16 protein-coding genes are annotated in these 22,745 nt (G+C 55.8%); 14 read left to right on the top strand and 2 right to left on the bottom strand.

Annotated features, from left to right (window positions below; all coding sequences use genetic code 11):
- Positions 1–241: 241 nt before the first annotated feature.
- From J2X72_RS16775 to J2X72_RS16840, 14 genes are all read left to right on the top strand, one after another.
- Positions 242–901: a calcium-binding protein gene (locus J2X72_RS16775; RefSeq protein WP_112531200.1), complete on the top strand. Its 660-nt coding sequence runs from the start codon at positions 242–244 to the stop codon at positions 899–901.
- A 67-nt stretch (positions 902–968) separates the two neighbouring features.
- Positions 969–3,245: a glycosyltransferase family 2 protein gene (locus tag J2X72_RS16780; RefSeq protein WP_310073668.1), complete on the top strand. Its 2,277-nt coding sequence runs from the start codon at positions 969–971 to the stop codon at positions 3,243–3,245.
- Positions 3,242–4,087: a class I SAM-dependent methyltransferase gene (locus J2X72_RS16785; protein WP_310073670.1), complete on the top strand. Its 846-nt coding sequence runs from the start codon at positions 3,242–3,244 to the stop codon at positions 4,085–4,087. The genes J2X72_RS16780 and J2X72_RS16785 overlap by 4 nt, the downstream gene beginning before the upstream one ends.
- Positions 4,084–5,343 carry a glycosyltransferase family 4 protein gene (locus tag J2X72_RS16790; protein ID WP_310073672.1) on the top strand — a complete coding sequence of 420 codons (1,260 nt, stop codon included), beginning with the start codon at positions 4,084–4,086 and terminating at the stop codon, positions 5,341–5,343. The genes J2X72_RS16785 and J2X72_RS16790 overlap by 4 nt, the downstream gene beginning before the upstream one ends.
- A 10-nt stretch (positions 5,344–5,353) precedes the next feature.
- Positions 5,354–6,127 carry a hypothetical protein gene (locus J2X72_RS16795; protein ID WP_310073674.1) on the top strand — a complete coding sequence of 258 codons (774 nt, stop codon included), beginning with the start codon at positions 5,354–5,356 and terminating at the stop codon, positions 6,125–6,127.
- Between the two features lie 17 nt (positions 6,128–6,144).
- The gene (locus J2X72_RS16800; protein ID WP_310073676.1) at positions 6,145–8,385 is read left to right on the top strand and encodes a hypothetical protein; all 2,241 of its coding nucleotides are present in this window, start codon (positions 6,145–6,147) and stop codon (positions 8,383–8,385) included.
- Positions 8,382–9,710, top strand: coding sequence for a glycosyltransferase family 4 protein (locus J2X72_RS16805; protein ID WP_310073678.1), 1,329 nt, complete (start codon positions 8,382–8,384; stop codon positions 9,708–9,710). Before J2X72_RS16800 ends, J2X72_RS16805 begins: the two co-directional genes overlap by 4 nt.
- Before the next feature lie 38 nt (positions 9,711–9,748).
- Positions 9,749–10,936 carry a polysaccharide pyruvyl transferase family protein gene (locus J2X72_RS16810; RefSeq protein WP_210002623.1) on the top strand — a complete coding sequence of 396 codons (1,188 nt, stop codon included), beginning with the start codon at positions 9,749–9,751 and terminating at the stop codon, positions 10,934–10,936.
- Between the two features lie 123 nt (positions 10,937–11,059).
- Positions 11,060–12,079, top strand: coding sequence for a UDP-glucose 4-epimerase GalE (galE, locus tag J2X72_RS16815; RefSeq protein ID WP_310073682.1), 1,020 nt, complete (start codon positions 11,060–11,062; stop codon positions 12,077–12,079).
- Positions 12,080–12,418: 339 nt separating this feature from the next.
- Positions 12,419–13,948, top strand: a complete 1,530-nt coding sequence (locus tag J2X72_RS16820) for a DUF6212 domain-containing protein (RefSeq protein ID WP_310073683.1) — start codon at positions 12,419–12,421, stop codon at positions 13,946–13,948.
- 4 nt (positions 13,949–13,952) lie between these two features.
- Positions 13,953–16,820: a glycosyltransferase gene (locus J2X72_RS16825; protein WP_310073685.1), complete on the top strand. Its 2,868-nt coding sequence runs from the start codon at positions 13,953–13,955 to the stop codon at positions 16,818–16,820.
- Positions 16,821–16,822: 2 nt separating this feature from the next.
- Positions 16,823–18,163 (top strand): polysaccharide pyruvyl transferase family protein, encoded by a 1,341-nt coding sequence (locus J2X72_RS16830; protein WP_114430622.1) that lies wholly within the window; start codon positions 16,823–16,825, stop codon positions 18,161–18,163.
- A complete protein-coding gene (locus J2X72_RS16835) occupies positions 18,160–18,999 on the top strand; it encodes a glycoside hydrolase family 16 protein (RefSeq protein ID WP_310073694.1) in 840 nt (279 codons plus the stop codon). Before J2X72_RS16830 ends, J2X72_RS16835 begins: the two co-directional genes overlap by 4 nt.
- Positions 18,996–20,765, top strand: coding sequence for a CDC27 family protein (locus tag J2X72_RS16840; protein ID WP_310073695.1), 1,770 nt, complete (start codon positions 18,996–18,998; stop codon positions 20,763–20,765). The genes J2X72_RS16835 and J2X72_RS16840 overlap by 4 nt, the downstream gene beginning before the upstream one ends.
- On the opposite strand, the gene pcaF is transcribed toward J2X72_RS16840, so the two are convergent.
- Positions 20,766–21,971, bottom strand: a complete 1,206-nt coding sequence (pcaF, locus tag J2X72_RS16845) for a 3-oxoadipyl-CoA thiolase (RefSeq protein WP_310073696.1) — start codon at positions 21,969–21,971, stop codon at positions 20,766–20,768.
- Positions 21,971–22,744: a CoA-transferase subunit beta gene (locus J2X72_RS16850; RefSeq protein ID WP_310073698.1), complete on the bottom strand. Its 774-nt coding sequence runs from the start codon at positions 22,742–22,744 to the stop codon at positions 21,971–21,973. Before J2X72_RS16850 ends, pcaF begins: the two co-directional genes overlap by 1 nt.
- Position 22,745: the final 1 nt, after the last annotated feature.

Raw genomic sequence — 22,745 nt, forward strand, 5'->3', positions numbered from 1 at the left:
ATTAAATTGCACTTAATACAAATCGATATAACAAGTAGTTTTGCTTTAAACAGGAATTATAGATTCTAATATAAAAGTGTCATAATACATGGACGTAATAATTTGTTACTATGGATTGCCACATTTATATTCTTAGTCTAGATTGCAATTCGATTTGGTGCAGCGCACAATCGTTTAGGCATCGATCGTCGGAATCTTTCCGGCAATTTGTAGACTCAAAGCAGGACAGAAGGAGAAGCAGATGGCCACTTTAGAAGGCGGCGCCTACGACGACGTTTTGTTTGGCTCGCGTTTTGACGACTTCATCCACGCCAATGGCGGTGATGACGTTGTTTTTGGCTCGAACGGAAATGACTCGATATTCGGTGACGCCGGCGACGATTTGTTGTTTGGCGGCAACGGCAACGACTCGATTTTCGGCGGCGAGGGAACTGACATCCTCTTCGGCGACAATGGAAACGACATACTGAGCGGTAACGAGGGAAATGACGTTCTCTTCGGCGGCCACGGAGATGACGTTCTTACCGGTGGTGCCGGTTCTGATCTCTTGTTCGGCGATGCCGGAAACGATGTTCTTTCCGGCGGTGCCGGCGACGACACTCTCTTTGGCGGCGCAGGCAATGATACCCTCATCGGCGGCGCAGGCAGTGATGTATTCCTGTTCACTGGCGGCGGCGGCAATGACGTTGTTCTCGATTTTACCCCTGGTGAAGACGTCCTCCAGATCTCCAGCGGTATCAACGGGCAGGATATTCATTCGGCTGACGATCTTGCCGATCGTGTTACGCAGGTTGGTGGCAATGTTGTCGTCGATCTCGGTCATGGCGATTCCGTCACGCTCGTTGGCGTCAATGCCGACGATGTCACGGAACATCCCGGCGATTACTTCGTCGTTCATTGATAGTAATTATGGCGTGCCCTGCCCTTCGGCCGGGCGCGCTTTTTTCTGACGTGAATGAAAGGGCAACGTGTTGAACCTCGACCATTCGACGGATATTGCTGGCGATATCGAGAGCATTTCAATCTCGCGTCTCTGTGCAGATGTGGCCGTCGTGATCTGGGACCTTCCGGCTTCCATACGGGCATCAACGAAATGTACGCTGGAGACGCCGGAACCGTTCGTTCCGCTCATCAGCTTGACTATTCCCCTTGAAACGGGCGGCCAGCGTATTCTATGGGCCATGCGCACAAAAGATGAGCCGATCCACCTCACCATGTCCGCCGGTGCGCTCGGGCCGACTGAACAAACTGTTCTTTATCCGGCCGTCGAGCTTGGCTCTTTCGATGTTGACCGTGCTGTCGATAATCTCGCGGCTGCCGGACATATCAAGCTGCTCAACAATATGTTGAGCACATGGCGCAGCGCCTTTCGCCTGTCGCAGAATCCGATTTTTGCCAGCGTTGTTCGCGAAATCACCCTGGCGCTGACGCCCGAGCCCCGGCAAGTGCGCGGCTGTGGTCAGCCGATTGACGGACAGCACCTGTTGGAAACCGCACTGGATCCGGACCTTGGGGACGTGACTGCCATCCATGCAATCAGCACCAATTCCATAACGGCGCTGCCGACGAAGCTGGGTCTAGGGCGCCAATCCAAAAAGGGCTGGCAGGCGTGCCACCTCCTGGTGGAGTCCGCCCGGGCGTTGCCGCAATCATTGCACTTCGTGTTTACGGGGAAAAACGGTATCGCCGTCCGCAAATTATCGGACAGCGATGGCCAGCTCGACTTTTCCAAGTGGTGGCAAAAGCGGCAGAACGATATGGAACTGCGTGAGTTCCTCGTGCGCCAACTGGCGGAGGTCCCCGGTTCTGGCGCTGCCATTGCTATCGATATGCAGATGCGCGCCCCATTGCCAGTTCGCCAGATCGCAAAGTCAGGGACGCATCCTGCCGCCGAAATCGATCTCGCGATCGCACTCGATGGCGGCCTGCTCGTCGGCGGTTGGACCCACGATCCCGCAGCGATGCTGTCCCGTATCGAATATATTTCGGGCAATGGAAGCGCTCTGCCGCTCCAGCCCAATTTCTACAAGTTTCCTGGCAAGACTGGCGAACGCGCGGATGGACTTGGCGCCGACGTGACCGGCTTTGTCGCCTGGCTGCCTCAAGCCAAAAATCTTGGACCATTGCTGCAGCCGCGCTTTCAGATGCGGCTCGTCTCGGGCACGACCGCGCTGCTGGTGCCGCCAATGCAGCCCTTTGAACCGTCGGCACAGCGCAACCGCATTTTGCGGGCAGTACCGCCACAACATGCACGTAGCCAGGTATTCGAAAATATTCTTGCGCCAGCCCTGAAAGAAGTCGAACAAAAGCTCGGCCAGACGGTGAGAATTGCAGATATCAAGGAATTCGGTGTGGGACCGGCATCTCCTCTGATCTCGATCGTAATCCCCCTCTATCGCAATCTCGATTTTTTGCGCTTCCAGCTTTCGGCCATGGCAACCGATCCTTGGCTTGTGGCGAATGCAGAAATCATTTTTGTGCTCGATTCTCCGGAAATCCAGGACGATACAGAGCACATGCTTGGCGGACTGCATATTCTGCATGATTTGCCGATGAAGCTCGCCACCATGAATCGCAACAGCGGCTATGCCCGTGCCTGTAACGCCGGTGCTAGTCTTGCGACAGGTACCATGCTGGTCATGTTGAATTCCGACGTTGTTCCCTGCGGCCCGGGCTGGCTGGACACACTCACCCGGCCCTTGCTCGAACAGAAGAAGCTGGGTGCGATCGGGCCGAAACTGCTCTTCGAAGATGGCTCCCTGCAGCATGCCGGGTTGTACTTTGCCCGTGACCATCGCGGCGTTTGGCTCAACCATCATTTCTACAAGGGTATGCCGGGCTATTATTCGCCGGCTCAAATTGCGCGAACAGTGCCGGGCGTAACCGGTGCATGTCTCGTTACCCGCAAGGACATTTATGATCTTGTCGGCGGGTTCACCGAGGACTACGTCATCGGGGACTACGAGGACAGCGACCTATGCCTGAAAATTCGGCAGATTGGTTTTCAGGTGGCTTACGAGCCGAATGTTGCGCTCTACCACTTCGAACGCCGATCTATCCGTCGCAGCAGCGACTACATGCGAGGTCTCGCAAGCCAATATAATTCCTGGCTGCATACACAACGCTGGGACGACGACATCACAGAATTAATGACGACCTATCTCGATGAAGCGGTGCCCGTTCAAATAAACGGGGACACCGTCACTTCTTTCGTCAAGGAAAAGTCTGAAAGGAGCGCCGCTTGACTGAGGTTATTGCACTCAAGACAGCTTTTACCGAACATGTCCCCGCATTCAATAACGATCATGTTGAATGGCTGATGGAAGCGGTCCTGCGCAACCGGTTTCTACCCTGTCCTGACCCGGATAGCATTTTCGTCGGAGACGGTAATTACCAGGCCGTCGGCGCGGAGTTCCTCGGTCATTTCATCCGCAAGGGTGGTGTGCGGCCAGATAGCCGGGTCCTCGATATCGGTTGTGGTATCGGGCGCATGGCTGTCCCGTTAACCCAGTATCTTGACTTTGCGAAAGGCAGCTATTGCGGCATCGATCCAGTTGCCGGCGGGATCAACTGGTGCCGCCAGATGATCAGCCCTGTGTATTCCAACTTCGAATTCCGCCATCTGGATATCGCACACTCGCTGTATAATCCGAAGGGTGCGATCGATGGGCTCGAATTGGTTCTCCCGTATGAAGACCGGCAATTCGATTTTATCATCATGACGTCCGTCGTTACCCACCTGCCTGACGAAGAGGTTAGCGCCTATCTGCGCGAGGTGGAACGCGTTCTTGCGCCGGGTGGCCGCCTATTCATGACATGCTTCGTCGTTGATAAGGTTGCATCGGAGAACCCCTTGAAAAAGCGTGACGCGCGGCTCGGATTTCAGCGTTACGATGAAGGTCCGTGCTGGTTCGTTCCAGAACTGCCGCCGCTGGCTGCGGTGGGTTTCGACGATGGATTTCTGGATGGTGCGCTGACGCGTGCCGGTTTGTCGGTCACAACCAAGTCATTTGGTCACTGGCGCGGTGTCCCTTCGGATCATTATCAGGATCTGTTTGTGGCCGAGCTCACTAGGGGCGATCGATGACCCGCGTCCTTGTGGCTGCACATAATCATCCGGCTTTGCACCCAGGTGGCACGGAAATATTCGCTCATGACCTTTTCCGTGCTTATCAGCGGGCCGGATGCGAAGCGCTGTTCCTCGGCGCCACCAATCATATTCACCGTGAGGCACGGCCGGGAACGAGCTTCCAGAGTATCGGCACCAACGGTGATGAAATTTTGCTGTGGTCGGGGCACTTCGACCGATTCTTCATGAGTCAGGTCGATCTTTATGGCGTCGTTCCGGACATCGTCGAACTCCTGCGCGACTTCCGGCCGGACGTCGTGCATTTGCATCATCTCCTGCTTTTGGGTGCCGAGTTTCCGCATATCGTGCGCCGCACATTGCCCGAATGCCGGATAGTCATGACGCTGCATGATTACTACCCGATCTGTCACCACGATGGTTTGATGGTGCGCACAACGAGCAAAGAATTATGCCACGGTGCCAGTCCGGACCGGTGCCACAGCTGTTTCAAGGAAATTGCGCTTGATAAGTTCGTTCTGCGTGAACGCCATTTGAAGTCTCTTCTGAGTGCCGTCGATGGGTTTGTGTCGCCGAGCGAATTTCTCAAGCAGCGCTATGTCGACTGGGGCATTTCTGAAGATTTGATCAGCGTGATCCCCAACGGTCAGCCCAAAAGGGTCGAGGTGAAAAGGCGAGAAGTCGCTCAACGCATTAAACCGGTCTTTGGTTACTTCGGTAATCTCAATCCATGGAAAGGTGCGACTGTCCTGCTCGAAGCAGCAAAGCAGCTGATTTCCGAGGATTTCGAATTCGAACTGCGGGTTCATGGTGCGGCGCCGTTCCAGAGCGAAAGTTTCGTTGCTGATATAGATCGCCTCTTCGCGGAAACGTCACCCGCCGTACAGCGTCGTGGAGCTTACCGGCGTGAAGATATAGGCCATCTGATCGCCACGGTCGATTGCGCGATCATGCCCTCGATCTGGTGGGAAAATGCGCCGCTGGTAATCCAGGAAGCGCAAAGCCAGGATTGTCCGGTAATCACAAGCAATATCGGTGGAATGGCCGAAATGATTGACGACGGCATAAACGGGTTGACCGTCGCGCCTAATGATCCAATGGCGCTGGCGGCCGCCATGCGACGTATCGCTGAATTTCCTGACTTACGCCAGACTCTTGTGCTTGGGGCTCGCCACCCCGACACAATCGACAGGACGGCTGAGCGCTATCTCGATTTGATCGAGACGCTGCGTCCGGCACATGTCGAAGCAGCCTGAGAGGACCATTATGTCAATAATCACAAACGTGTCGGCACAGGCGCCAATTCAGCCGAGTGCCGCTCCCCAACAGGACAACACACAGGCCAAAAAACTTGAACCGACAAAGGGACGGGTCGACGCTATCGATGACGGCCGTTTGTTCGGTTGGGCTTTCGATCCAGCTGCGCCAACCAAGAGGCTGACTATTCGCGTGCTTCTGGATGGCAAGCCTATTGCAGAAGCTGTCGCCGACAAAGACCGCCCGGATTTGAAGCGTTCAGGGATTGGCGATGGCGCGCATGCATTTGATGTGATGCTCCCGCAATTTGCGGCCATGCGCGCCGGTGAACTCGTAGTCGTTGCAATAAATGGCGCAGGTATTGAACATGCCTTACGCGTACCAAAGCCTGATGAACAAGCCGCCGAGGCCCTGATCGCTGCGCCGATGACGCGTATCCTCGACAAGCTCGATATGTTGATGGCGGCACAACGGCAATTGCAGGTCAACCAGCGTTCGTTGCAGCGTATCGCGCCGGTCATCGATGGATCAGGCGGTAGCAATGCAGTCGACGCTGCCGATGTGAGCAATTCGATTGAAAATCTCCGCGGTGACGTCAACCAGCGCCTGACGGAACTGGATGTTCATCTGATGCGAATGGACGGTGTCGTAGCAGCTATGGAAAAGCGCATGGAGTCACTGCAAAAACGCTCCGGTGGCGATGTTAAACCGTTGCTTTTGCTTTTATTCGTTCTCGTGGGCTTTGCTGCCGGGGCTATTTTGTCAATGTCAGTCATGCCTTGATCATGGAGCAGATTTGAATGCTTCGAGACGACAAAAACGTTTTGCCGATAAAGACTGGTAAAGCCGCGGAACGTCTCCCCGTGGTGATGCAAGGCGAAACCGTGGTTGGCTGCCCCATAGACGACACGCTTGTTCTTGTGCTCGGCATCGGCAGCCTGACTTCCGAACAGGCCACGGTTTTTCTCAATGGCGATCCCGCCATGAGCGTCAAGGTTACCCTTGTAAGCTGGCCGCTGAAAGATGCATCCCCCGCGGGCACCCACGGATTTGTGGCGATTGTTCCGACCAATATCCTACGCCGCGGCGCGTTGAAAACCATCATGTTCCAGCACAAGGCAAACGTGACGCGCTATGCTTTTGCCAGCCGCGCTGCCTCGGTTGGCGAGCTGATTGCCATGATCACCGACCTTTCCGGTTCCAGCTTGCCTTCCGTGATCGATGGACTCGTTGAAGGCCTGATCTCTGGACCGATCGGTCGTAAGAAGCTTTCGGCGATCACCATCCTTTTGCAGGCAGGCGCACGCTCAGATGGTTGCATCGAACTGATCGGCGGCAGCGATGAGGGTGAGATTTTCGTGCAAGGATGGGCGCAGGACCTTACGCCTTCCGTCACACGGCTTTTGATCAGCGGCCGGTCGCCTTCACTTGCTGAATGTGCGATCAGCGTTTTCGCACGCCCCGATCTGAACGAACAATCGTCAGGATTTGCTGGGCTTTTGCTCGCCAACGAAATCGTCGAGCCGAACGACATCGAGCGTCTTCTGTTTCGCGGGCGTCGCGGCTGGCGCTTCACCGAGGTTTACGACCGCCGTCTGATTTCAGGCGCGCGTGAAACGCCCAGCCATGTGCGAGCGATTCTGCCTCGTGTTCGCAGCTCTACCGAGATTCTCCTTCGTATGCGCTCAGCCGCTAATCGCTTCGATGGAACCGAGACGATCTCCAGCCTCCCCTTCCCGGTACGCATGGGCATCGACCACGTGTTTCGTGTGGAGGGTAGCGGCCTGCTCGTCTCCGGCTGGTTGCTCGATCCCGACAATCATGTGGGGGACGTCAAATTGCGCCGGCATCGCGGCGAAACGCAGCTCGATGCAAACTGGACCCGTATCGACAGGCCCGATGTCACGCGGGAATTCGACAACAAGCCGCCGTTCAACGCCGGGCTTGACCCCACTCGCCATGCCCATGGGTTTGTTGCCTTCGCACCCGAACTCGATGGGGACAGCACTGCACCTTTCTATGTAGAGCTCGGTCTGAGCGATGGGCGCCGCGCGTTCATGCCTCTGACACCGACGAGGATCACGTCGCGCGATGCGGTTGTCCGGCAGATCCGCGCGATTGACCCGAACGCTTGGGCGCTACGGCATATTGTCGATCAACAACTCGTGCCGCTGCTACGTGGAGTGAACCGCCCTGCTCCTGCAATCTATGGTGTGGTCGATCTCGGCTCGTTCGAGGACGTTCTTGGACCGGCGCTGATTATTGGCGTTGATGAACGCGTAGAAGAGGTTGCACCCCTCATTGCGTTGCTAGCCCTCGACCCGGAAACGCGTCGGGCACCTATCGTTATTGCTGCGGCGACTGAGATTGTCGACCGCATTGGGGTCCAGGTCCGACGGCTTGCCGATTTCTACGGTCTGCATCTGCGCCTCGTTTCGGCTAGCGGCTCGGAAGATCTTTACGATGCCCTTGAGGTGGGCGCCCGGGCCGTTTCCACCGAAACGGTTGTTTTTCTCGCGGCCTCGCTGCTTCCACGTAATCCGGGATGGTTCAGCAAATTACTGGCGGCCTATGAAGCGCGCAAGGAATGCGTCCTCTCGCCCACTCTTGCCTACGAAGACGACTCGATCCGCTGGGCTGGCACATGGGTTGCGGGCGCGCAATCCGACCGCGCTCTGATCAGCCGTTATGCCGGATATCCCATTGATGCCGTAACAGGAATGGCAACGACGGAAGTAGCGACCGCGACATTCGAATGTTGTGTGATGCCGCGAGAGGCGTTGTTTTCGGTCGATGGGTTTACACGCGGATATCTTGGCACGCATGAAAAGGGCCTCGACCTCGGTCTGAAGCTCAAGCAGTCGGGCCTGAAATCCTACTGGCTTCCATCTGCCCAGATGCTGGGATCCGACGACATTTCCGTTGCCGACAAGGCGTCAACGATTGCGCTCATCGAACGTATCGATCGTCAGGTCTTCGATGCGCGCTGGGCAAACATTCTCACAAAAGATCGTGTGACAACGACGGAGGCAGCGGTATGACCGAACAACTCCGGGTTCTGGTGATTTCGCACGCGCATCCGAGCATCTCACTCGGCGGTGGCGAGATTGCATCCTACAATCTCCACAAGGGGTTGAATACGTTGCCAGGCGTGCAATCCGTCTATCTGGCGAGAGCAAATCATCCAATACCACGCCATGGCACGACGGCCCTGATGAGTCTGCGGCGCAGCAGTGACGAGATACTCTTTCACGCGGATGAATATGACCACTTTTATATGTCGAACAACAACACCGACGAAATTCGCCGCGATCTTTTGCGCTTTATTGGGGATCTCAACCCGCACGTCGTGCATTTTCATCACGTCATGGGCCTGGGTTTGGAAACCCTTTACGCCATACGCGAGGCCTTGCCTGATACGGCGATCCTCGTGACGTTCCACGAATATTTGTCGATCTGCAATAATGACGGTCAGATGGTAAAAGCCGGCTCGTCGAAACTCTGCAACGAGGCATCGCCGATCGATTGCCACGCCTGTTTCCCCGACGTTCCCCCCGCCCGCTTTCTGAAGCGCGAACGATTTGTCCGCGGAATGCTCGAACTTGCCGATGCCTTCGTTGCGCCAAGCGTCTTTCTTGCCCGGAAGTATGCGGAATGGGGTCTCGATGCGGACAAGTTGCATGTGATCGAGAACGGCATCTCCGTTGAAAGCGTAACGCCGCCAAGGGAGCTGACAGGCCCAAAACCGCGTCGCAACCGTTTTGCCTATTTCGGACAGATGACACCCTACAAGGGGATAGATGTGCTGGTTGATGCCGTGTCCCGTGTACCGGAAGAAACATGGGGCGCGGATTCTCGCCTGATGATTTTTGGCGGTAATCTTGAAAAACAGCCGCGCGAATTTCAGGAACGCATGGAAAAGCTGATCGGCGAGGCCGGCTCGCGCGTGCGCTTCTATGGAGCGTATCAGAACGCTGAAATGCCACGCCTGATGCAATCGGTCGACTGGGTCGTCATGCCTTCAATATGGTGGGAGAATTCGCCAATCGTTATTCAGGAAGCATTGCATCATCGCCGACCGATCATCTGCTCCAATATTGGCGGGATGGCCGAAAAAGTACGCGATGGTGAGGATGGCCTGCATTTTCGCGTTCGCAGCGCCGAGGATCTTGCAGACCGTTTCATGGAGGTGTTGTCTGATCCATTGATTTGGGATCGTCTTCATCACAGTGTCCGCCGGCCGACGAACTACATCGATTGCGCCGAAGAGCATGTTGCCCTCTATGGCGACCTGCTCAAATCGGGCCGGCAACAGCCCATCAACATAGCCGCAAGGACCGATGTCGTTCTTTCGCAAGCGAGCTGAATTTTCGCCAGCTTTCAATGCCACGAGAAGGAAACCCCATGGCACGTGTACTGGTAATGATCCCATCGGGCGAGGTCTACGATCACGACAGTGTTCGCTGGTATCAGCACAGCGATGTGCAACGTAGTATCAATCACTACCATAATATCGGCGATGCTTTTGTTTTCGATTCGTCGTTGAAATTGATGAACTACGAAAAGCAGGCTGAATTGCCGATTATGAATCCGAACATGGATCACATCGATCGCCTGCGGGAGGAATATGACTACGTCATTCTTCGCGGCTCGAACTATGTTCACCAGCACATGGACTGGACCGATGCCATCCCGGTTATGAAGCGGCTCGGTCTGCCGGTGATTGCCTTTGGCATAGGAGCGCAAGCTCCGGTGGAAGGCCAATTGGAACTCTCCGAGCAAACGAAGACAGTTCTGAAGGTGATAGCGGACTCAACGGTTTCCGTCGGTGTGCGTGGAGCTTATTCTGCACAGGTCATGAGCGATATCGGCATTAACAACGTTCGCATTATTGGCTGTCCGACCGCATTTCGTCGCAACGATCCCGAGATGCGAATAAAGCTACCGCGGCTTGATGACGTGCGAAATATCGGGATCACCATCCGGCGTGAGGTCTCACCGACCTACGCTCAGGATATCGAGCGTTACCTGACGTTTCATCGCGATCTCGTCAAGGAAATGGCAGGTCGCTTCGATGCGACCCTGATGGCACAGGGCGAAGTCGAAGAAAAGAAACTGGTTTTCGGGACCGATGACCAGAAAGAGGAAGCGATTGCCGCTCTGAGAGCAAACAAATGGGTTTCCGACTGGTATCTGGATGAGACGGTGGAAAAGCTTTATCGCGAGCGCATGTTCTACTCCGACGTCGTCGCCGATTATGAAAGTCTCGTCCGGACAAAACAACTTGTTCTCGGTTATCGGCTGCATGGCAATCTCATGGCCTTGGCCAATGGCGTGCCTTCCATCTACTTCACCTATGACAGCCGCACCGTGGAGTTTGCAGAGACCTATCAAATTCCGAGTTTCGATGTGTTTAGCGGCGGGAAGTTCAGGCTGGAGGACTATTGGGACCAGGCACTCTTCGACAAATATAATCAAGCTAGGTACCGGACCTATGGCGAAATGTACCGCTTTCTGACGGAAAACGGTGTGGATCACAAAATGGTCGACACTGAAAAGCAGGTGCAAGATTCGGTTCGCCGCGTCGCATGATACCCAGCGCGACTTTCTTGGGGGGAAACGCAGCAGGTTGAGGAGGTCTAACCAAAATTCGCTAATTGGCAAAAGCCGGGTCCTTACAAACAATCCCTCAAACAGAATTCCAGGAGTTCCCCAATGACCGTTCTTGTTACAGGTGGTGCTGGCTATATAGGCAGCCACATGGTGCTCGCATTGAAAGACGCGGGACGATCCGTTGTCGTGCTCGACGATCTGAGCTGCGGCTTTTCCTGGCTGGTGCCCGAAGACGTTCCGTTCATCCAGGGCGATGTTGGCGATCAGGCGCTCGTGCGCGACGTGATCCGCACGCACGGAGTGACTGCGATCCTGCATTTTGCCGGCTCTATCGTTGTGCCGGATTCCGTTCGCGATCCGCTTTTCTATTACCGCAACAACACGGTGCAGTCGCGCGCGTTGATCGAGGCGGCTATCGCCGAAGGTATCCGGCATTTCATTTTTTCGTCGACAGCCGCCGTCTATGGCGAGCCCGAGAAGACGCCAATCACCGAGGACATGCCGCATCAACCCATTTCACCCTATGGCACGTCAAAACTGATGACGGAGTGGATGTTGCGCGACGCGGCAGCCGCTCATCCGGATTTCAACTATGTTGCGCTACGTTATTTCAACGTGGCCGGCGCCGATCCGCAGCTGCGTTCCGGACAATCTTTCCCCCGCGCAACGCATCTGATCAAGATCGCCAGCCAGGCTGCGACGGGCGAACGCTCTCACATCGAGGTTTACGGTACGGACTACCCGACAGCGGACGGAACCTGCATCCGCGATTATATCCACGTCAGCGATCTGGCTCAGGCGCATCTCTGCGCGCTGAATTACCTGGAAGCTGGAGGCAAAAGCACCTCAGCCAATTGCGGATATGGTTATGGCTACTCGGTGCTTGAGATCATCGATGCGGTCAAGCGTGTGTCGGGCGTTGATTTTTCGGTGCGCATGGCGCCTAGACGTGCCGGTGATCCAGCTATTCTGGTGGCTGGCAATGATCGGGTCTGCAATGAATTTGGTTTCTCACCCAAGCGTGCCGATCTTGATCTGATTGTTGGGGACGCTCTTGCTTGGGAACGAAAACTGCAATCGATGAGAGCAGATGACGAGCCGGAAAAGCGCATTGCCGTCTAGAGCAAGTTTTGTCTGTTCAAAGCCAGTTCTGTTTCCCGGATGGCGAGACAATCCACGCGGAAGGCGGCGAGGCCGATGTATTTCCATCGTCCGACGCCGCCTGACAAAGTGGTTGGCCGCCAGCGCTGCTATAGTAACATGCAATAAGTCACAAGATACTTTGAATTTTGAAATAAATTACTTTTACAATGATTGTAAGTTACGCGAAGAATAAAACGCGCACAATCAAATATTTTAGTGTTGCGCTGCAATATATTTATGTGACAAGCTTCATCAATCTGCCATTCTATTTGTATAGAGACACGGTTAGCCGCCTGTGGTTGGTCAAGGATGAGGGAAATGACGGTTCAGACTTCGTACAAGCTTTCGCCGGTTGCGAAATCCTTGAGAGAAATAGATTTGTTGAAGGAACCGATCCTGCTTCGCATGGGTATTGACCATGACGAGCTGCCCGAAGGCTTGTGGAAATCCATAAAAATCCTGGGCTTCGAAGGTGTCAAGGATGACGCCGCTATGCTGTCGGATTCATCGGGCAGAAAATTCGAGATGCATGAGGCGCCTTTGTGCACACTGGCTGTGCTCATCAATCCCGTTCACCGGGGTAGGGAAAAGCGACTTCTAGACTGGTTGAAAAGCCGTGGTGTCGTAGACGAACCAACCGTTTTTGAATGGCATGCTGGGCGGGAGATTGAAACGGCAGGTTTGATTATCCAGAAGCTCGCCAGCCTAGTGGTGTTCGAAGCGAGGAAAATCACCCAGTCAAATCGCGAATTGCTTGCCTTGCGCACCTTGAATGACAATCTTCAGAACAGGTTTGCTGCTGTCGAGAGTTTCGTCGACAGGCAGGGATTGCAACCCTTCGATCTCGCCTTCTCAAACGAGCCGGTCAGCAGTTCCTCGCGCTCCAACGTTCTGGCCGATGCTTCTTTCGAAGGGGTATCGCAAATCCTTCCAGTCGCCAGCGCAGGCGTGAGCGCTATCGCCATCCATTTCGAACGTCTGATGCAACGTGATGATACCACCCTGCATGCCCAACTGGTCACGCTGGAAGATATGTGTGTTGTAGAGAGCTGGGTGGTGCCGCTTTCAAAACTTGGTCAGGGTTGGAACTATCTGGGACTTTCGCGAACGCTTGCCGGCTTGCGGCGGACGTTGAGCCTGCGCCTTCGTATCGAGGGCATGGATGATGAAATGCCGCTGTTGTCACTTGGCGGACTTCAACCGCTCGACATGTTCCAGGTGCGCGACGCAGCAAACGACACACCGCTGCTGAAGAACAGCCTTGCGATGCAAATCTGGTGCGGAATGCCCGGTGTTCTGCTTCCGAGTTGGGCAAACTATCTGCCAGCTCAATCCCACGACGCGAGAGGTGGCGGCTTTCGGGAAATGCCGATGGCAGTCGGCATTCTCGAACTGGCAGACCTGTCCAATACGGACGAGATTTCATTCGACTTCGCAGCCATTCTTCCTCTGCCCGAAGAAAGAGCCATCGGCTGCCATCCGCCATCAACGGGAATAACGATCGGCCACATCCCCGCGGCCTGCCCGCCTAATATTCTCCGCATCTCGTCCAGTGCAGTCGTCGATAATGAAGAGTCGAAGGATGTCGATTTTGCCCTGGTAATTGCGAGCGACATCCGCAATGCCCGTCAGCTATTCGATGAGCACCGGGCACCCGGCGCCGGCGAAGGATTTTCAGGCTGGATCAGTGTTACGCCGGGTGAAGAGCCGCGGCTCAACGCCTTCATCACTGAGCAGGTTGGCGTGTGGCAAAACATCTACATCGCGACCCGAATGAAGGAGAATCCGGGAGACAACGCTTTCGCTTGGGCGAAATTCCGTAACATCAGCCTCATGGTCAATGGATAATTTCATGCTGGACCAGATCAAACGTCTCCGAGAACAAATCAGCACGCAATTGCCGTCCGATATCGACTCGGATGGTCCACCCCGCACCAGGGTCGCAGTGCTCATTCCGGCATACAAGCACTCTGTGCTTCTTGCCGAAGCAGTGGAATCCGTTTTGGCGCAGGAAGCGCCTTTCGGGATCGCAGCAGTGATCATAGATGACGGCTGTCCCTATCCGGAAACCGGCGAAATCGGACGCACATATGCGCTGGCTCATGCCAACGTCTTTTATCTCCGCAAGGCCAATGGAGGACTGAGCTCCGCCCGCAATTATGGCATCGAGTTTGCACTCCGTAATTTCCCAAATCTCGAGGCCGTCTATTTTCTCGACGCCGACAATCGCATTACGCCTACGGCGATCCGCGACATTCTCGGTTTCATGAAGTCGGACGACAAGGTCGACTGGATCTATCCGAATATCGACAAGTTCGGCATCGAGTGGAATGGAAACTACACAACGCAGTACTCGCGCCTGCTGCACCTGACGTTTGACAATATATGCGAAGCCGGCAGTCTGGTTTCGCGGCGTATGCTCGATGCTGGCGTGCGCTTCGACGAGAGCATGAAGGCCGGTTTTGAGGACTGGGACTTCTGGCTGCAGGCGATCGGACGTGGCTTCCTTGGTGCGAACTATCCTTTCTTCGGCTTCGAATACCGGCAGCGCGCCGAGAGCATGTTGCGCGATTCAAATCGCACGCGAGAAGGCATTTTGACCTACATCCGGCAGAAACATAAGAAACTCTTTGCCGCCGAAACGCTACTTGCCTGGGAACACGAGGAAACGCCGCGCTATGCTGCGATCGGCATGGGTACGTATGCGGTGGATTTATTCACCGATCCGACAGTCGAGCATGCCAAATGCAGTCTGGAAGATTTTGTCACGCGTTTCTGGGCTGCGAAGGCTGAACCGGAAACCTTCGGTGTTCCGCCGTTTCTATTATGGATGACGGCGGCACACAGAGAGGCCCTGACCCGGCTCGGCTTGATCCACAATTTGCTGTGGCTGGGCGAGCGGATTGCTCAAAAACACCATTTCGTCGCCATTCGCTTCGAGCGGAACAACGCCAAGGTCGGCATTGACATACGCAAGATCAGCGATGCGGAACCGCTTGCCGACAAGCCTTTCGGCTGGATGTGTACGTTCGATATTTTCTCGACCTGCGCAGATGATGCATCCGACGATTGGGCACGCTCCCTGCACAAGCCGGTTCCAAGCCCGAATGTCATCGAGATTGTCATCAGCGGACCATTCACGTCGAGAGAAATGCAAAGTACCGCCTTGTCTCCTACCAATGCGCTTCTCGCCACATTGGGGGCGCTGCGCGATTCCGGTTATAGACTGCAGTCCAAAAACCGCTGGCTCTGGCGTTCCGTCTATTTTCCCAATCGCAGCCGCTATTTCGAATTGCTGCGGCATGCCGTGGGCGCAAGACCCGTAATGCCAAGACTCGCTCACGCGTCCAATCCACTGCGTGTCGGATTCCTTTTGCCCATCGGCAGTTTCGGCGGTGTCGAAAAAGTCGCCTATGCTGTGGCGCAGGCGTTGAAGAATGCAGGCTGCGAAGTCCACCTCTTCCTGCTTGGCAAGCCGGTTTACAATCGCATTCCCGAAAACGATGGCGTGTTCAAGACGGTCAACTTCCTCGCAGATGATTACCCGCTCTGGGGCGGTCCCAATCAGTTTGCCGGGCATGATTTATTGATGGGCCATGATGAGGCCGCGAAAGCCGAGCTGATCATGGGCTTTCTGGCCGGGCTGGATGTGGTGATCAACAATCAGGCGGCACCGGTCAATTCCATGCTCGGTGAACTTCGCCGGCGCGGTATGAAGGTGCTGAACTATGTTCACGTGCTCGATAAATCGAAAATGGGACGCGATGCAGGCCATCCGTACCTCACTCTCGCCTTCGAGCATGTCTACGACACCATCCTGACCTGTTCCCGGGACATGGCCGAGTGGTTGCATGGTATGGGCGTCCCGGATGCCAAACTCATGCACATCCAAAATGCAGCAAGTTATGCGCTTTCCTCAAAGGAACAGGAGGTTGCCCTTGCAGCGCGCCGCAACAGGCCGCAGCGGGACAGGCTCAATGTTCTTTTCCTGGGACGGCTCGACGCTCAAAAGGGTATTGAGCGATTGTTCTCCTCTGTTCGCGACCTGCGCCAGCGCTCAGCGCCGATCGACTGGAAGATCATTGGTAGCGATGTCATGGACGCTGGTGCCGGGGGTTCGTGGAAAGAACGTTTCGCTGAAGTTGGTGTTCATGTCGAACCGCCAGTCTTTTCGAGCCGGCATCTGAACAAAGCCTTTGCCTGGGCCGACGTGGTGGTGTTGCCTTCGCGCTGGGAAGGTGCACCCCTGACCATTATCGAGGCTCAACGGCTGGGCTGCGTGCCCATCGCAACGTCAGTCGGCGCGGTCGGCGAACTCATCGATCACGGTGTCGATGGTCTGCTGATCGAGGCGACGGACGACAACGTTATCAGCCGGGAACTGACTGAAATCATCATGGCATTGTCAGAGGATCCCGCTGCGTTGCGTCGCCTCTCTGAAGCTGCCGCGGAGCGCGGCGGTTCTCTCATGTGGGAACACAGTGTCGAACCATTGGTGAACCAGTTGAAGTCATGGTTCCCCGACCGGCTCCCCACCCTCCCGGTGGAGACGACCCTGAAGCTTGTCGAACAGACAGCGCCAACCACGCCCGAGCGCGTACCGCATTTCGAACGGTTTTCGCGCGAGGCAGCGCCAAAACAGCGTGACGAAATTTCCGAAATCAGGCCGCTGCAGATCGCTGCTGCCGGATCAGCCCACATGCATAATTTGAGGAACTAACGATGAAGAAACTTTTTGTTCTGAATGGTGGCGCCGCGGTCAAGCCTGGCAACAAATCCGCCTATTTGAAGTTTGAGGATCCGCTCGCGGCCTTCAACAAGGGTGGCATCAACACAGGCGACGTTCTCGTCTATGACGCCACGCTCAAGGCCCTCGCCTATGACGACATCAAGAACGTGCAGTTCTCGCACGCCGGTAACGAAAAGCTCTGGCCACAAGACGGCACTTATGATGCTACGGTCGTGCGCGGTTCGAACTATCTGACGGAAACCGTCGATCTTGCCCATGTCGTACCACTGCTCAAGAAGCTCAAAGGCCCGGTCGTCGCCATCGGGGTCGGTGCACAGGCCGGCAAATACAAGAAGCTCAACGTGCCGAAAGGTACCGTCGAGGCGTGGAAGGTCATCGCCGACAAATGCGAGACGATTGGCGTTCGTGGCTTCTACAGCGCGGAGATATTCAACGATCTCGGCATCAAGAATGTGCGGGTGATCGGCTGCCCGAGCTTTTACCGTTCCTTACGCCCCTCGATCACGATCAAATCCATCGATCCGGCGACTGCCCGCGTCGGCCTGACCCTAAATAAATATCTTTCTGCTGACTACGCCAGCAACGCAACCAAGACCAACAGGATGCAGCGCGCGCTGATCGATGCGGTTGCCAAGCGTCCTTCGAGCAAACTCTACTCGCAGGGCGAACGCGAAGAGACACTTGCTATTTTCTCTTCCGGCAAAGAGAAGCAGGACAACATTAAGGCTATCCTCACCAAGTTCAATCTGCTTGGCCACGCTGAAGCGGAAGAGATGCTCAACAATCGCATGAGCGCCTTTTTCGATATCGAAGAGTGGGCGGCCGACGCAGCTGCAAACGTTGATGTTATGGTTGGCTTCCGGCTGCACGGCAATGTTATAGCCCTGCATCAGGGAATTCCGGCGGTATTCTTCACCTATGATTCGCGTATTCGAGAATTGTCCTCACTGTTCGCAATTCCATCGATCGAGATCGAGGACTACCTGCCGATCAACCTCGAAAAAATGCTCGAAAAAGCGGACTTCTCCAAAGTCCAGCATATTTATCGCCTGAACTATGCCGAGTACCATCGCTTCCTGACCGAAAACAAGCTCAACCACGTACTGCCAAAGCCCGTGGCTGCACCGGCAGACAAGCCGCTCTCGGTACCCAATCTGGTTCAGGTTCCGCACAACATCCATGAAGCTGTGGCTTGGTTCCGCAGCGAGATCGATTTCATGACCGGAGAGGTGGAAACCTTGCGTAATCGTGCCTGGAATCTCGAAACCAGCCTGCGCAGCCTTAAGGAGGCTCCAGCCAAGGCCGCGGTATGACGCAGAGCCGCGCGCAATTCAGCCGACGTTCCTTCCTGAGCCTCGCAGGCTTGGGAATTGCTTCGGCCGGATTGCTGGCGCGGCCTGTACTTGCCAACGCGCTTTGCTCGGATATTCCCGTTCCACTTCAGCGCGCGCAGGGAAAATGGCGACTTTCGTTCAATGACGATTTCACCGACAATGCCGGCTTCGATCAACGCTGGATCAAGGTAAATGACAGCGGCGGAGAGACCAGGAGTATTCGGATACCCGGGAATGTTGCAATTTCGGGCGCCGGGCTTTCATTGAAACTTGGCCGCAACACTGGCGCGTTGAGTGATAAACGACCGTTCAGCGGCGGATACGTGCGGACGCGTGATTTTCGTCAATGCTACGGCTATTTCGAGTGCGAAATGAAAATCGCCAATGAGCCCGGTGTAAACAACGCGTTCTGGCTTACCTCCGTGCGCGAGAGTGAAGGCGATACCCGCTTTGAGCTCGACGTGGCAGAGGCCAAGTATCCCAATCTGGTTCAGGTGACAGCGCGCCGCTGGCGACCTGACAGGCAGGTTTTGTCCAAGACTTACCGGCCGCGCTTGAAACTGGCCGACGCTTTCCATCGCTACGGCATGCTGTGGAGCAAGGACCGGTTTCAGTTCTTCTTTGACGACCGGAAAATATACGAGGTGGGAAACACCTTCGCATACACGCCTGCGCAGCTTCTCTTCAGCAACGCGGTCGCGTCTTTCGCCGGTAAAGATGACGGCGATGTGAATGGCGCGGCAACCGCGGTGAAAAGCATTCGCGTATTCCAAAACAGCGAGTGGCAGGACGTGCCGCTCTGGAGGTGTTCATGAGTGATGATTTCGTTTCCACGTCGCGCGCAGACAAGAGCAAGAAATATCTCCTGGGCAAAAATGGCTGGATTTTTCTCGATCATGATTCAAATCGCGTTATCGACCAGATCACCGGCCGTCATTTGCTGGATCAGCAAGGCGTCGACGCCTGGCGAAAATTGGTCCTCGAACGCGATCAATATGTGGCCTCGCTCGGTGCTCAACATCTGATGTTCGTAGCTCCGAACAAGGAGCTCGTCTATTCAGAACAACTTCCGGACTGGGTGGAAATTGCCGAACAACGCCCCATCCACCAGATCATGGCTGCCCTTGGCCCGCAACGCGCGCGGAAGATCATTTATCCTCTTGAGGCAATCCGCGCTGGGAAAATGCAAGGGTTAACCTATCCGAAAAGCGATACGCACTGGAGCGGATTTGGCGCCTATATCGGCTATCAGGCCTTTTGCGCAGGCCTTTCAAACAGTGGTATCGAACCGCTGCGGGTCGAAGCCTCACGCGTGGCTTTTGAAGAGGTCCCGTATGTCGGTGATCTTGGCATCAAGTTCGAACCGCCTGTTTCTGCGCCCACTTTGTCGGCCCGCATCGAAGGCGCCGCTGGCCGCCTCGCCTTCGACAACCGCATTCCGAACCGCGGGAGGATCAGGGTTTTTGTCAACAAGGACACAACGCTGCCACGTTGCGTGATGTTCGGCGATTCCTTTGGCGGTAACCTGTTGCCTTTCCTCAAAGAGAGCTTCAGCACGCTCGTCTATGTCTACGGCAAATCATTTGATCGCGAGTTGATCGAGGCCTACCAGCCGGACGTTGTCCTGTCGCAATTCGTCGAACGCTTCTTGATCGAGCCACCCATCGATACGCCGAGCTTCACCTACGCTTCGGTGGTGCGTACCAAGCTGAAGCTTCTATCGAAGGAGGATTTGGCATTCGCAACACACCAAGCGGCCAGCATCGAACCTGCCATCTTCCCGGTTCGCGCTGTCTATCAGGCGCTGTTGTCCGCACATAGCGGCAAAGCCATTCCTCCGCATCTTGTTGCGGAGCTGAAAAACCATCATCCGGACAATCCCGAAGCACAGCATATGGTCTCGGTCGAATTGTCCCGGCTTGGTGAGAAGCTCGATGAGGCGCGCATTTACGCGGAACGCGCGGTCAGCTCTGAGCCGTGGAACGCGCGCTCGCGGCATCAACTCGCCTTGACGCTGATGAGGCTGGAGCAGCCTGAAGAGGCTGAGGCCCAGCTGCGCAAAGCCGTCGAACTCGATCGCAGCGTCGACTGGTGGAATTATCAGCTCGCGCAAGTGCTGTTCCGGCAACAGAAATACCAGCCCTGTACTGATGCCTTGCACGAATATATTGCTCGCCGTCCGGATTCGTCCGATGCTTGGCAGTTGCTCGGGCGCTGCCACGAAGCTTTGGACAATATCGAAGAAGCTGCCGAGGCGTTTGTGCGCGCATCGGATGCCAAGCCCGAATGGACCTGGCCGCTGCTGAAGCTTGCCAACCTCCGCGTTCGCACCAAGACCAATCCGGAACAGGGTCTGATTGCCACAGATCGTCTGCTTGAAGCTCTCTTCCATGCGCGCGAACGCGCGGAAGTCTATCTGTTGAGATCGCAGCTCCACGAGGTGAACGGGCAGCGTGATAAAGCCATCGACGCTGCTGTTCGAAGCACCGAACTTGCGCCGGATTGGCAATGGGCGGAGAATACCCTGGCGCGGTTACGCGCACAAAAAACGCGCCGGGCCGGCATAGCCAAATCTGCGTAATCAGACTCTTTCGAGTGCGACGGCAATCCCTTGCCCGACACCAATACACATAGTGGCGAGTGCACGTTTCGCGCGACGCAGATTGAGTTCTAGCGCGGCGGTGCCTGTGATGCGGGCACCGCTCATGCCAAGTGGATGACCCAGCGCAATGGCGCCGCCATTTGGATTGACGAACTCTGCATCATCGGCAATGCCGAGCGCCCGAAGTGTCGCGAGTCCCTGGGAGGCAAAGGCCTCGTTGAGTTCTACGATATCGAAATCTTTCGGCGAAATGCCAAGCCGGGCAGAGAGCTTCACCGAGGCTGCGATGGGCCCGACACCCATGATACGGGGCGGTACGCCGGCAGTTGCGCCACCGGCAATACGGGCAATCGGGGTCAGGCCATATTTCTTCGCGGCGGCTTCGGAAGCGACGATCAGGGCCGCCGCGCCGTCGTTGACGCCCGACGCATTCCCCGCTGTAACCGACCCGCCTTTACGGAAAGGCGTGGGGAGTTTCGCCAGTTGCTCGATCGTGGTTTGGGGACGCGGATGTTCGTCCCGGTCGACGATGATTGCATCACCCTTACGCTGCGGAATCGTGACCGGCGTGATTTCGCGGGCAAGGCGTCCGTTCGCCATCGCCGCCCCGGCCTTTTGCTGGGATCGCACGGCAAAAGCATCCTGATCGGCGCGTGATACATTGAAATCCTCGGCAACGTTCTCGCCAGTCTCCGGCATTGAATCGACACCGTATTCCTGCTGCATCAGTGGATTGATGAAACGCCAGCCGATCGTCGTGTCATGGATTTCCGCATGACGCGAAAACGCACTCTCCGCTTTCGGTATTACGAAAGGGGCACGAGACATAGATTCCACACCGCCGGCGATCGCAAGTTCGATTTCGCCGGCCTTGATCGCGCGGGCGGCAGTGATGACGGCATCCATACCCGAACCGCACAGGCGGTTTATCGTCGTACCGGGGACGCTGACTGGAAGCCCGGCGAGCAACAGCGCCATGCGCGCCACATTTCGATTGTCTTCACCAGCCTGGTTGGCGCAACCAAAAATCACTTCATCGATAGCTTCCCAATCGACACTTTTATTGCGTTCGATCAGTGCCTTCAACGGAATAGCGCCAAGATCATCGGCGCGAACGGAGGCCAGGGACCCGCCAAAGCGGCCGATGGGGGTGCGTATGTAATCGCAGATGTAAACTTCGGTCATCAGGCGGCCTCATGGGCTTTTTTGGTGCGGGCGTTGATGTCGCGGAGCACAGAGATTTCGGTTGTCGTCGGGGCCGGCGTCTCCGCAACCGTCTCCGCAAACCGAACTGGCCAGCCGCAATTCTCTTCGACCGACGCACGGCTCACGCCGGGATGGATCGACACAACCGTTAGTTCCTTGGTAGCGGGATCGGGCTCGAATATGCACAGATCGGTGATAACGCGCGTCGGACCCTTGGTTTTCATCCCAAGCCGCGCCCGATGATCGCCGCCCTCCCCGTGCCCCATCGACGTGATGAAGTCGAGATGGTCGACGAAACCTCGTTTGTTGAGCGCCATGGTTATGTAGATCTGGCCGCAATTGCTGGCGATTTCGGGTGCGCCACCACCACCCGGCAGGCGGACTTTCGGCTTGTCATAGTCGCCGACAACGGTGGTATTCAGGTTGGCGAACCGGTCGATCTGCGCGCCGCCGAGAAACCCTGTGGTAATGCGGCCGCCTTGCAACCAGTAGCGGAACATCTCCGGCACGGATACCGTGCACAAGGCGGTATCGCACAGTTCTCCATCGCCGATAGAAAGCGGCAGAACGTCGGGTTTGGTACCGATCGTGCCGCTTTCGTAGATTAGTGTGATATCCGGAGCGTGGGTGAGCCGCGCAACGTTACAGGCTGCCGACGGCGCTCCGATGCCGACGAAACACACTTCATCATTGGTCAAGGCGCGGGCTGCGGCGATTGTCATCATCTCTGTCGGTGTAAATTCAATGGACATG

Source organism: Phyllobacterium sp. 1468 (assembly GCF_031455525.1).
In the GTDB taxonomy this organism is placed as follows: Bacteria; Pseudomonadota; Alphaproteobacteria; order Rhizobiales; family Rhizobiaceae; genus Phyllobacterium.

Bases quoted from the DNA above. Each gene is read 5' to 3' on its own strand.
- J2X72_RS16775 (WP_112531200.1), top strand. From the start codon at position 242: ATGGCCACTTTAGAAGGCGGCGCCTACGACGACGTTTTGTTTGGCTCG.
- J2X72_RS16790 (WP_310073672.1), top strand. From the start codon at position 4,084: ATGACCCGCGTCCTTGTGGCTGCACATAATCATCCGGCTTTGCACCCA.
- J2X72_RS16795 (WP_310073674.1), top strand. From the start codon at position 5,354: ATGTCAATAATCACAAACGTGTCGGCACAGGCGCCAATTCAGCCGAGT.
- J2X72_RS16800 (WP_310073676.1), top strand. From the start codon at position 6,145: ATGCTTCGAGACGACAAAAACGTTTTGCCGATAAAGACTGGTAAAGCC.
- J2X72_RS16805 (WP_310073678.1), top strand. From the start codon at position 8,382: ATGACCGAACAACTCCGGGTTCTGGTGATTTCGCACGCGCATCCGAGC.
- J2X72_RS16810 (WP_210002623.1), top strand. From the start codon at position 9,749: ATGGCACGTGTACTGGTAATGATCCCATCGGGCGAGGTCTACGATCAC.
- galE (WP_310073682.1), top strand. From the start codon at position 11,060: ATGACCGTTCTTGTTACAGGTGGTGCTGGCTATATAGGCAGCCACATG.
- J2X72_RS16820 (WP_310073683.1), top strand. From the start codon at position 12,419: ATGACGGTTCAGACTTCGTACAAGCTTTCGCCGGTTGCGAAATCCTTG.
- J2X72_RS16825 (WP_310073685.1), top strand. From the start codon at position 13,953: ATGCTGGACCAGATCAAACGTCTCCGAGAACAAATCAGCACGCAATTG.
- J2X72_RS16830 (WP_114430622.1), top strand. From the start codon at position 16,823: ATGAAGAAACTTTTTGTTCTGAATGGTGGCGCCGCGGTCAAGCCTGGC.
- J2X72_RS16835 (WP_310073694.1), top strand. From the start codon at position 18,160: ATGACGCAGAGCCGCGCGCAATTCAGCCGACGTTCCTTCCTGAGCCTC.
- J2X72_RS16840 (WP_310073695.1), top strand. From the start codon at position 18,996: ATGAGTGATGATTTCGTTTCCACGTCGCGCGCAGACAAGAGCAAGAAA.
- pcaF (WP_310073696.1), bottom strand. From the start codon at position 21,971: ATGACCGAAGTTTACATCTGCGATTACATACGCACCCCCATCGGCCGC.
- J2X72_RS16850 (WP_310073698.1), bottom strand. From the start codon at position 22,744: ATGTCCATTGAATTTACACCGACAGAGATGATGACAATCGCCGCAGCC.